The 11,265-nt window shown below is 64.3% G+C and carries 7 protein-coding genes; 2 read left to right on the top strand and 5 right to left on the bottom strand.

Going from position 1 to position 11,265, the window contains the following annotated elements; all coding sequences use genetic code 11:
* Nucleotides 1-18 precede the first annotated feature (18 nt).
* The 4 genes from AB1A62_RS20705 to AB1A62_RS20720 are packed head-to-tail and all read right to left on the bottom strand — an operon-like array spanning nucleotide 19 to nucleotide 5,089.
* Entirely contained in the window at nucleotides 19-663 is a 645-nt protein-coding gene (locus AB1A62_RS20705) for a sarcosine oxidase subunit gamma family protein (protein ID WP_366663356.1), read from the bottom strand.
* Entirely contained in the window at nucleotides 650-3,553 is a 2,904-nt protein-coding gene (locus tag AB1A62_RS20710; RefSeq protein ID WP_366663357.1) for a sarcosine oxidase subunit alpha family protein, read from the bottom strand. The genes AB1A62_RS20705 and AB1A62_RS20710 overlap by 14 nt, the downstream gene beginning before the upstream one ends.
* Nucleotides 3,550-3,819 (bottom strand): sarcosine oxidase subunit delta, encoded by a 270-nt coding sequence (locus tag AB1A62_RS20715; RefSeq protein ID WP_366663358.1) that lies wholly within the window; start codon nucleotides 3,817-3,819, stop codon nucleotides 3,550-3,552. Before AB1A62_RS20715 ends, AB1A62_RS20710 begins: the two co-directional genes overlap by 4 nt.
* Before the next feature lie 16 nt (nucleotides 3,820-3,835).
* Nucleotides 3,836-5,089, bottom strand: coding sequence for a sarcosine oxidase subunit beta family protein (locus AB1A62_RS20720; RefSeq protein ID WP_366663359.1), 1,254 nt, complete (start codon nucleotides 5,087-5,089; stop codon nucleotides 3,836-3,838).
* A 181-nt stretch (nucleotides 5,090-5,270) separates the two neighbouring features.
* Here AB1A62_RS20720 and AB1A62_RS20725 point away from each other — a divergent pair, with 181 nt between their 5' ends.
* On the top strand, nucleotides 5,271-6,185 hold the full coding sequence (locus AB1A62_RS20725; RefSeq protein WP_366663360.1) for a LysR substrate-binding domain-containing protein: 915 nt from the start codon (nucleotides 5,271-5,273) through the stop codon (nucleotides 6,183-6,185).
* A 120-nt stretch (nucleotides 6,186-6,305) separates the two neighbouring features.
* On the top strand, nucleotides 6,306-7,850 hold the full coding sequence (locus tag AB1A62_RS20730; RefSeq protein ID WP_366663361.1) for a trimethylamine methyltransferase family protein: 1,545 nt from the start codon (nucleotides 6,306-6,308) through the stop codon (nucleotides 7,848-7,850).
* Nucleotides 7,851-8,274: 424 nt separating this feature from the next.
* Here AB1A62_RS20730 and AB1A62_RS20735 read toward each other — a convergent pair whose 3' ends face one another.
* Nucleotides 8,275-10,695, bottom strand: a complete 2,421-nt coding sequence (locus AB1A62_RS20735; protein WP_366663362.1) for an FAD-dependent oxidoreductase — start codon at nucleotides 10,693-10,695, stop codon at nucleotides 8,275-8,277.
* Between the last annotated feature and the right edge of the window lie 570 nt (nucleotides 10,696-11,265).

Raw genomic sequence — 11,265 nt, forward strand, 5'->3', positions numbered from 1 at the left:
TGGATAGCTGCTGCCGCGTCAGGCGGAGAGGGCTGCCGGCAGCGGGTCCCCGTCTTCCAATACGGCAGCCGCGGTCGTCTGCACCGCCAGTCCGAATTCGGCGGCGGACATGGTGAGCCACTCCCAGAAGCTGGCAGCGTGGCTGGCGGGGATTAGAAGGCCAAACTCTGTGTCCGCGCAGCGGTGCAGTTGAATCCTCGTGTGCGCCATTAGGCTGATGGCACAGTGGCCTGGCGCAAAGCGGTTCAGATCCAGTACGCAGCCCTTGGCCATCAATGCGCAGGCGGCAGTGCCACTGATCTGCAGGCGCAGAAGCCCACTGCCGGCGCTGCTGACGGCGGCCAGACCTGCTAGCGATTGTTTCAGCTCCTGCTCAAGGGCCGGGGCGGTGCGGGGGCTGATCAAATGCCAGCAGTTGCCAGCCGCCCAGGCCAGCCGGTTTTCGCGGGCTTCAGCAAATCGACCCGGAGCGGGCAGGGCGGTAAAACCGAAGGGCGCCAGAGCGGCGCCTGCGGCTGCTGCCTGGTCCCGGAAGGGCATGATCCGCAGCATGGTGGTGCCGGTCACGATCCGGACCTCCACCCCGGCAGGGCCTGCGGCGGGTATACCGGTCAGCTCCAGGTCTTCTAGGCAGAACAGGGGGCGGGCTTCAGCTGCGCACACGGGCATTCTCCGGATCATAGAAATGGTGGTACACGATGGTGGCGGGAACCGGTTCCTCGCCGTGCAGGGGGTCGATGATCTCCACCACCTCGCCCACCCGTTCACGGCCGCGCCGTACCAGAGCGATGGCGATATGGCTTTCCAGCGTAGGGCTCCAGGCGGCGGAGGTGATGTAGCCGTCGTCATTCTCCGGCGCGAGGGGGGCGCCCCTGGCAGTGATATGGGCGCCCTGGCGGAAGCTGTGCGAAGGGTCCAGAGGTTTCAGCCCCACCACAACCTCGCGATCGGGGTCGGTCAGCCCAGGGCGGCTGCTGAGGGCGCGGCCGATGAAGTCCTTTTTCTTGGACATCATCATGCCAAGGCCCAGGTCCGCTGCGGTGGTGAACTTGTTCAGCTCCGAGCTGACATGCCCCTTTTCGATCCGCAGCACGTCCAGCGCCTCGACCCCATAAGGCGTGATGCCGAATTCAGCGCCCTCGCGCTCCAGCGCCTCGGCCAGGGGGCGGCCGTAGGCGGAGGGCACATAGAGTTCAAAGGCCAGCTCACCCGAGAAAGAGACCCGGAATAGCCGCGCGGGCACGCCGTCCAGCACCGTGCCTTCGCGCGCGGCGAGGAAGGGCAGGGCGGCGTTGCTCACATCCATCTCCGGGGCGATCCGGACCAGCACGTCGCGGGCGCGGGGGCCTGCCAGGGCGATGCCCGCCCAATCCTCGCCCGCATCGGCAAAAACAACGTCCAGCTCCGGCCAGAGTACCTGATGGCAGTATTCCAGATGGCTGATAACACTATCGGATTCTGCCGATGTGGTGGTGATGAAGTAGTGATCCTCAGCCAGCCTCGAAACGGTGCCGTCGTCCATCACGATGCCGTCCTCGCGCAGCATCAGCCCGTAGCGGGACTTGCCCACCGGCAGCTTGGCGAAGCCGTTGCTGTAGACCCGGTCGAGAAAGGCCGCAGCATCGGGGCCTTGCAGGTCGATCTTGCCCAGGGTGGAGACATCGCAGAAGCCCACCGCGCTGCGTACGGCCTGAACCTCGCGGCTGATGGCTTGGCTCATAGTCTCGCCCGGCTTGGGGAAATACTGGCTGCGGTGCCAGAGGCCGGATTCAATGAACACACCGCCTTTGTCCTCGACCCAGCCATGCAGCGGGGTTCGCAGGATCGGGCGCCAGTGCTTGCCGCGGGAGCGGCCCGCCAGCGCGCCGAGGCTGACCGGCCGGTAGGGCGGGCGGAAGCCGGTGGTGCCGACCTGGCTCATCGGCTTGTCCAGCGCCTTGGACATCGCGGCGATGCCGTGGATGTTGGAGGTCTTGCCCTGATCGGTTGCCATGCCAAGGGTGGTGTAGCGTTTGACATGCTCGACCGAGCGGTAGCCCTCGCGGGTGGCCAGCGAGACGTCGCCCGCAGTCACGTCATGCTGCAAATCTATGAATTTCTTTGACTTCCCGGTGCTGGACTCGAAGTAGGCGAATTTGGCGGCGCGCGCCTCATTGGCCTCCAGATAGCTGTGGTAGTCCGCCAGGCTTGCGCTGTCCCGGGCGGCAAAGCGTTTGCCGGCGGCCTCGCCCGCCATGCGGCCGTGGGTCTGGCAATCTTCGCGGGCCTCAAGCCCGGCCAGGCTGCCGGTGAAGAGGAAATCCGCGCCCGCCATCTCCTGCGGCAGGAAGGCCTGCAGGTTGTCGCTCCAGCGCGGTTTCTGGCCGCGCTGTGCCAGCAGCTGCACCGCCGGGTTCCAGCCGCCGGAGACGCAGACCGCATCGCAGTCCACGGTGCGGCGGCTGCCGTCCTTCTGGCGCAGGGTGACACCCGTGACTGCAGTGCGGCCATGCACGGTTTCGATCTCATCGCCGTTGCGGGCGTCGGCCACTGCGGCGACGGTGACGCCAGCCGCCCTCAGCGCCTCGGCCAGGCCTGCGGTGCTGTCGTTGGTGGTGAAGATCACCGCGCGGCTGCCGGGACGGACGCCGTAGTCGCGCAAGTAGCGCTCGGCGGCGGAGGCGAGCATCACGCCGGGGCGGTCGTTGTTGCCGAAGCTCAGCGAGCGTTCATGGGCGCCGGTAGCCAGGATCACCTGGGGCGCCACGATCTTCCACATCCGCTGGCGCGGCTGATGGGGGGCGGGGACTGGCAGGTGGTCGGAGACCTGCTCAACCGCGCCGAAGGTATTGTTGTCATACCAGCCGAACGCCATGGTGCGAGGCAGGATGCGGACGTTCTCCAGTGCTTTTAGCGCGGCGATGTCCTGTTCCAGGCCGGTGCTGTCAAAGCCGCCGAGGCGGGCGCGTTCCTCCACCAGGGTCACCCGGGCGCCGTCTTGGGTTGCGGCGCGGGCGGCGCTGAGGCCTGCAGCCCCGCCGCCGATCACCAGGATATCGCAGTGGTGGTGGACCTTCTCATAGGTGTCGGGGTCGATGCTGCCTGACAGGCGGCCCATGCCTGCGGCGCGGCGGATCACCGGCTCATAGAGGCTGGTCCAGAATTTTGCGGGCCATTTGAAGGTCTTGTAGTAGAACCCGGCGGCAAAGAACGGCGAAATCAGCTGGTTCACCGACAAGAGGTCGTAGCGCAGCGAGGGCCAGCGGTTCTGGCTGGTGGCCTCCAGCCCGTCATAGAGCTCCACCATGGTGGCGGGGACGTTGGGTTCCTGCCGGGCGCCGCTGCGCAGCTGAACCAGGGCGCTGGGTTCATGCGGGTCGCAGGTGAAGATGCCGCGCGGGCGGTGGTACTTGAAGCTGCGTGCGACCAGGCGGACGCCATTGGCCAAGAGGGCAGAGGCGAGCGTATCGCCCTCAAAACCGCTGTAGCGCTTGCCGTCGAAGGTAAAGCTGATGGGCTTGCTGCGGTTCAGGCAGCGGCCTGTGCCATTCAGCCGGTGGGTCTGGCAGGTCATCGCTGCACCTCCCCGCCGGGGCGGGCCTGAATGGCCTGAGTGATTTCATGGGTGACGGTGTTGCGGTCCACAATCAGCCAGCTGCCGCAGCCCTGGGCGTGGCGCCAGTGTTCGCGGTGGGGGCCCTTGGGGTTGTCGCGCAGGTAGACGTAATCGACCCAGGCCTCCATGGGCGCGTCTGCGGCAGGGCGGGTGAGGGTGGCGTCGCCGCGGTAGACAAATTCTTCCAGTGGGCGGTCGCCGCACAGCGGGCAAGGGATGCGCATCGGGTGTCAGCCCTCCTCAGTGGTGGTTGGGGAAGGGGCCGCCGCCGGTGGCATCCACCGGGCGGCCTTCGGCAAAACGGTCAAGGTGGAACGGCGCGTTGTACTTGTGTGGCGCGTCTTTCGCGACGGTATGGGCAAAGCACCAGGCGGCACCGGGGATCGCCTTGAAGCCGGTATAGTTCCAGCCGCCGTTCAGATAGAGACCCTCGACCGGTGTCTTGCAGATGTAGGGGGAGCCATCCATCGTCATGTCGACCACGCCGGCCCAGTGGCGCAGCAGGCGCACCCGGCCCAAGCTGGGCAGGAACATCATCATCGCCTCGGCCACGTCCTCGACAATCGGCAGGTTGCCGCGCTGCGCAAAGCTGTTGTAGCCGTCCAGCATGCCGCCGAAGACCAGGCCGCCCTTGTCGGACTGGCTGACATACAGATGGCCGACGCCAAAGGTGGCGACGGTGTCGACGCAGGGTTTCACCGCCTCGGAGACGAAGGCCTGCAGCTTGTGGCTTTCCACCGGCAGCTTGATGCCGGCCATCTGCATCACCTGGCTGGTGTGGCCCGCCACGCAGACCGCGACCTTGCCCGCACCGATCCGGCCGCGGCTGGTCTCTACCCCGGTCATGCGGCCGCTGGCGTCTCGTTCAAAGCCGGTGACCTCGCAGTTCTGGATGATGTCGACGCCCAGCCGGTCGGCGGCGCGGGCATAGCCCCAGACCACGGCGTCGTGGCGCGCGCTGCCGGCGCGCGGCTGCAGCAGCCCGCCCAGCACCGGGAAGCGGCCGTTGTTTGCGTCCACCAGCGGCATCATCTCCAGCACCTGGCGGCGGTCCAGCATCACCGCATCGACGCCGTTCATGATCATCGCATTGCCGCGGCGCACCGCCTCGTCGCGCTGGCCGTCGGTGTGGAAGATGTCGAGCACGCCGCGCTGGGAGAACATGACGTTGTAGTTCAACTCCGCACTGAGGCCCTCCCACAGTTTCAGCGACCATTCCAGCAGGGGAATTTCGCTGTTCAGCAAGTAGTTGGAGCGCACGATGGTGGTGTTGCGGCCGGTGTTGCCGCTGCCGATCCAGCCTTTTTCCAGCACCGCCACATTGGTGATGCCGTGCTCTTTGGCCAGGTAATAGGCGGTTGCCAGCCCGTGGCCGCCGCCGCCGATGATCACCACGTCATAGTGCTTCCGGGGCTCCGGGTGGCGGAAGGCCTCGGGCCAGCCCTGGTGGCCGCGCAAGGCCTGTTTCACCAAAGATGTGACTGAATACTGCATCGTCTCCGGCGCCCGTTCCGGGCTTCGTTCTGCTGGGAAGTTTACCGGATGATGATGGCGCGGCACCGGCCCTGCCCGACAGGGTAAAAAAATTCAGCGGTGGCTCAATTTAAGTCTTCCATTGAGAAATCAGGCGCTTGGCGTCACATTGGATGGGTCCTGAATACCGGCGGATTGAACCATGAAAAGACGGCTTCCCCCCTTTGCGGCAGTCAAGGCCTTTGAGGCAGCGGCGCGCCATTGCAACTTTCAGCTGGCGGCGGAAGAGCTGGGCATTTCCGCTTCGGCCGTCAGCCATCAGGTCAAGGCGCTTGAGGATTTTGTGGCGATGCCGCTGTTCATCCGGCGCAACAACCGGCTGATCCTGCGTGAAGAAGGCCAGGCCTATTTCGAACGCCTAAGTGTTGCGCTGGATGGGATCGAGATGGCGACAGATGTGCTGGCGCGCTCAACCGGGCGGTCGCAGCTGACGCTGAACCTGTTCCCATCGCTGGCCGATGTATGGCTGATTCCGCAGCTGGGGGATTTTCATCAGAAGCACTCTGATATCGCGGTCCGGCTGAGCACCTCCGAGCTGGTGGGAGATGGTTTGAACCGGGAGGCGGATTTTGCCCTGGTCTATCTGCCGAAGGAGGAAGTGCCGGAGAATGCCGCAGTGCTGTTTTCCGATGATATCGTGCCGGTGGCGGCGCCGGAGTATCTGGCGGCGCATGGGCCGGTCGAAAGCCCGCAGGACCTGCTGCAGCACACCCTGATCGCCAGCCTGTCCGAGGACGAGGAATGGAAGTCTTGGTTCGAGGCGCAGGGAATCGCGGATCACAGGAAGGCCCGCTACCTGGAGCTGGATATGTGTTCCAGCTGCCTGAAAGCTGCCAAAGAAGGGCTGGGAATCACCATGGGCCGCAGGCCGTATTTGGACCATGACCTGGCGGCCGGCCGCCTGGTGGCGCCATTGCCGACGGTCGTTTCCACCGGCTGGTGCCTGGCGCTGGTGACCACCCCCCGCGGCGCTGGCCTGCCGTATGGGCCGCGTTTCCGGCATTGGATGATCGCGGTGAGCGGCGAGTCCGGGAATGCTTGGGCGGCACTTGGCTGATCCGGGCAGGCGGCCGGATACTTTATTGTACATTTGAGCAATAAAGATTGCGCGGGGCTAATTTCCGTGCTTATCTATTGTACAGTTGAACAGTATATAGCTCTCCGCAGGAAGGTAGCCATGACCCGAACCTCTGCACGAAGACGCGCCCGTGGCGGCGCCCGGCCGGACCGCAGCGGCGGTGCGGTAACCCAGTCGATCTGGACCCAGGTCCGTTACCGTACCGCCCCCACGAATGTGCTGAGCGCCGATCAAATCGAGGCGATCCACGAGGCCTCGCTGACGATCCTGGAGGAAATCGGCGTCAAGGTGCTGGACCCCGAGGCACGCCGTTATCTGCAGGAGGCCGGGGCCAAGGTGGACCACGGCGAGGAGATGGCCTGGTTCGACCGCGGGCTGGTGGAAGAGAAGCTGAAGCTGCCGCCGTCGTCGTTCACGCTGCACGCGCGCAACCCGGAGCGCAATGTGCAGCTGGGCGACGACTGCGCGATCTTTGCCTCGGTCGGCGGTCCGGCCTTTGTCTCCGATCTCGACAAGGGGCGGCGTCAGGGCACCTATGCGGAGATGTGTGATTTTATCCGGCTGGTGCAGAGCCTGAACATCCTGCATCAGGAGGGCGGCGGCCCGTTCGAAGCGCTGGACCTGCCGCAGGAGAGCCGCCACCTGGATCTGCATTTCGCGCAGATCACCCTGACCGACAAGAACTGGCAACCCTGGGGGCTGGGCGCCGACCGCGCCCGTGACGGGCTGGAAATGGCCGCGATCTCATTGGGTTGCTCGCGCGAGGAGCTGATCGGCAAGCCGGTGTTCACCACCGTGATCAACACCAACTCGCCGTTGCAGATAGACGGGCCAATGGGAGAGGGGTTGATCGAGATGGCCAAGCACGGCCAGCCCGTGATCATCACCCCGTTCACGCTGGCCGGTGCGATGTCGCCGGTGACCATTGCGGGCGCGCTGACCCAGCAGAACGCCGAAGCGCTGTCTGGTATCGTGCTGGCGCAATGTGTACGCCCGGGCACCCCGGTTATCTATGGCGGCTTCACGTCCAACGTGGATATGAAGACCGGCTCACCGGCCTTTGGCACCCCGGAATACACGCTGGCGGCGCAGGCTACAGGGCAGCTGGCGCGGCGCTACGGCATCCCCTTCCGCTCCAGCAATGTGACCGCCTCCAACGCGGTCGATGCGCAGGCGGCCTATGAAAGCCAGATGTCGCTGTGGGGTGCGATGAGCGGTCATGTGCATCTGCTGAACCAGGGCGCGGGCTGGCTGGGCGGTGGGCTGGTGGCCTCTTTCGAGAAGCTGATCATCGATGCGGAGATGCTGCAGATGATGGCGGCGGCGCAGCAGCCGTTCGAGGTGTCCGATGCGGCCATCGGCCTGGACGCAATCCGCGAAGTGGGCCCGTGCGGCCATTTCTTTGGCACCCAGCACACGCTGGAGCGCTATGAGAGCGCCTTCTACACGCCGCTGGTGTCGGACTGGGACAATTACGAGAACTGGAGCGACCGCGGCAGCAAGGATACCGCGCAGCGCGCCAATGGGATCTGGAAGCAGATGTTGGCCCAGTATGAGCAGCCACCTATCGACGCGGCAATTGAGGACCAGCTGAAGGACTACATGGCCCGCCGCAAGCAGGAGATCCACGGCGCAGCTGCCTGACCTGCGAACATTCTCCCAGCCTTATGCGGCAGCGGAGCTGCATAAGGTCTTTCTGCCCGGCTCCCCATGGCCGGGCAGCTTTTTTATGAGCTGCTGCTGGCAGCCAGTGCATGGCAACCCATTTCCGCATTCCTCGCGAATTCTACCAGTGGCGGCTAGCCGCGGCTGCGCCGCAAAAGAAGACCGGTTCTGCAGTTTTTTGCGCTTTCATTCCCTTCGCGGTGCTTCACCGCCGCCCATAACGCGGCAGCACAGAGATCACGCACAGAAATCCAGCTGAAAACCCTTTGGGCGCCAGCACGGCCGCTGTAGCGCAGGCCGTAACAAAAGAAGAACCGGAGCAGGCCTAGGCGGCACTGCTCCGGTTCGCGGGGCTGGATGCGGTGAGGATAGTGCCCCAGCCCATTCCGGTGATAGCAACTTGTCAGCCGCGCATCCGCAGGCCCTCGGGGTCGACGGGCGGGGCGGTCAGCAGGCGCGCCTTGCACCGCTTGGCGGCGATGTCGATCTCGTATTCGGCGGCTGGGTCGATGGCGTCGGGGTAGAGGTAGCCGAGCGCCAGGCTGGTGTCCGCGCAGTAACCGTAGCCGCCGGAGCTAGTGTAGCCGGCCAGCTTGCCATTCAAGAACACCGGCTCGCCGCCGTAGGCGTCGGTCCCGCCCGCGTCGACTGCGAATTGCACGAAGCACTCCCGCGGCCCGGCCTCCTTGGCAGCCAAGGCAGCCTCGCGGCCGATGAAGTCACCCTTGCCGAAGCGGACAAAGCGCGCCAGTGCGGTTTCGTGGGGGTAGTAGTCGGAGGTGAGCTCCATGTTCCAGCCGGCAAAGCCTTTTTCCAGCCGCAGCGCCATCAGCGCGTGGCCGCCTGCGAGGGTCAGGCCGTGGGGTTCGCCCGCTGCCAGGATCTCCTCGAACAGCGTGCGCTGGTATTCCATCGGCATGTAGATCTCGTAGCCGCATTCGCCGGTATAAGAGACCCGGATGACAAAGGCGCCGGGGCCGGGGCCCAGGTCCATTTCGCGGCCCGACAGGAGCGGGAAGTCGGCGCTGTCAAAGCTGACGCCCGGTGCCACCGCTGCCATGATCGCCTTGGCGTTGGGGCCGGCCACATGCAGGCCTGCATAGCGGTTGGTCAGGTTCTCGTAAGCGACGCCGCTTTCCGGCATCGTCTCCAGGAACCAGCGCTCGTGGATTTTCTCCATCGAGCCAGAACCCAGCACCAGGCAACTGCCCTCGCTGAGGCGGGTCACGGTGAAATCGCCGATCACCTTGCCCTTGTGGCTCAGCATCGGGCAAAGAGCGGTTTTGCTCACGGCCGGGATCTTGTTGGCCATGATCCGGTCCAGATAGGCCACTGCAGCGGCGCCGCTGAAACGGTATTTGCCATAGCTGGTCAGCTCGAACAGGCCTGCGGTCTCGCGCACCGCGCGGGATTCGCGCGCCACAGCTTCGAGCCAGGCCGGGCGCTCGTAGGAATAGCTCTCCTGCCGCTCGGCATCGTTGGTTGCATACCAATAGGCGTCTTCCCAACCGCAGGTCTCGCCGAACACTGCGCCTGCGTTTTTTAGCCGGTCATAGATTGGTGACGTTTTCATCGGACGCGCTGCCGGGAAGGTCTGGTAGGGGTAGATCCGGCTGGAGCGGTTTTCATACCAGTATTTGGTCATCTGCTTGGCGTAGCGGCTGCCGGCATAGTCGCCGTAGCGGGCCACGTCCCAGAAGCTGACGTCCAGCGAGGGCTCGCCGTCGATGATCCATTCCGCCAGCACCTTGCCGATGCCGCCGCCCTGGTTGAAGCCGGTCATCACGCCGTTGGCGCAGAAGTAGCCTGGCTTGCCAGGGTAGGGGCCGATCAGCGGGCCGAGGTCGGGGGAGAAGATCATGGGGCCGTTGATCACGCTCTTGATGCCGGCATCGGCGAGGCTGGGGATCAGCTCGACCGCTTGCAGAAACTCGTCCTCCATCCGGCTCAGATCGTCGGGCAGCAGCTCGTGACCGAAGTCCAAGGGGGTGCCGTCTTCGGACCAGTGGATGCATTTGCTTTCATAGGCGCCGATCAAAAGCCCCTTGCCCTCGGGGCGCATGTAAAGGTTCGCATCGGCATAGGACAGCAGGGCGTGATCACTGCCGATTTCCGCCATCTCGGGGATCTCTTCGGTGATCAGGTAATGGTGCTCGACCGGCATCAGGGGCAGCTTGATGCCCGCCAGCGCCGCCACTTCGCGGCCCCAGAGGCCGGCGGCATTGACCACGTAATCGGCGGTGATGGTGCCGTTTTCGGTCACCACGTCCCATTTGCCGTCGTGGCGCTGGTTGGTTTCCAATACCGGGGTGTGGCGGTGGATTGTGGCGCCGTAGTTGCGCGCGGCCTTGGCGAAGGCATGGGTGACGCTAGCTGGATCACAGTAACCGGCTGTTTTTTCATGCAGGATCGCGGTCAGGTCATCGGTGTTGAGGGTCGGAGCAAGCTCCTTGGCGCGGTCCGGGCAGATAAATTCGGATTCAATGCCATAACGCTTGCCGAAGGCATGGGCGATGGCGAGCGTCTTGATCTCTTCCTCATCCTTCGCGACCAGCAGCTCACCGTTATAGTGCAGGCCGCACTCCTGGCCGCTTTCACGCTCCAGCTCCGGGTAGAGGTCGATGGTGTACTTTTGCAGAACCGCAGCATTGCCTGGGGCAGTCAGGGTGAACAGGTTGCCGGCCGCGTGCCAGGAGGAGCCTGCGGTCAGCTCCTGCCGTTCCAGCAGCACCACATCCTTCCAGCCCCGTTTGGCCAGGTGATAGAGGATGCTGCAACCGACGACCCCGCCGCCGATAATGACCACTCTTGCTTTTGTTTCCATTACGCTCGCCCTGCTGTCGCTGAGGTTTCGGTTGAAAAACTGTCGAGCAGGGGGCGGGTGAACTCAAACAAATTTAATTGCGGGGTCCTCAAATTTGATTCTGCGGCCGAATCCGACGGTGTAATTTTCTTGGTGACGATCGAAATTTATTTAGTTGAGATGAATCCATTGCTGCCGGATCGTTATGGGACCACGACCTAACGGCCGGGCAGGGAACGGCATCACGGCAGCTCGCAAGACAAGGCCGTTCCGGGTGTCAGGGCGGCAGTTGGGTCACCGTAGTGTCCAGTTCTGGCGCCTGCAAGATTCTGCGGTGCCTGCTGAAGATATCTACACGGAGCGTGGGAGAAATTGGGGCGCTTTCTCCAACCGGATTTAGCGTCAATGCCAGGGAGGAATGACAATTGTACATTCAAAGCGAAGCAGGCAAAGGTTATGCATTAAGCGCCCCGGCGTCGCTTTATGTGGGGCTTCTGGTGGCTGCGCCGCTGGGGATCCTGGTGGCCTACAGCTTCTGGACCCAGACCTATGTCGAGATCGACAAGACTCTGACCTGGGCCAACTACCTGG

The sequence above is a fragment of the Leisingera sp. JC11 genome (genome assembly GCF_040704725.1).
In the GTDB taxonomy this organism is placed as follows: Bacteria; Pseudomonadota; Alphaproteobacteria; order Rhodobacterales; family Rhodobacteraceae; genus Leisingera.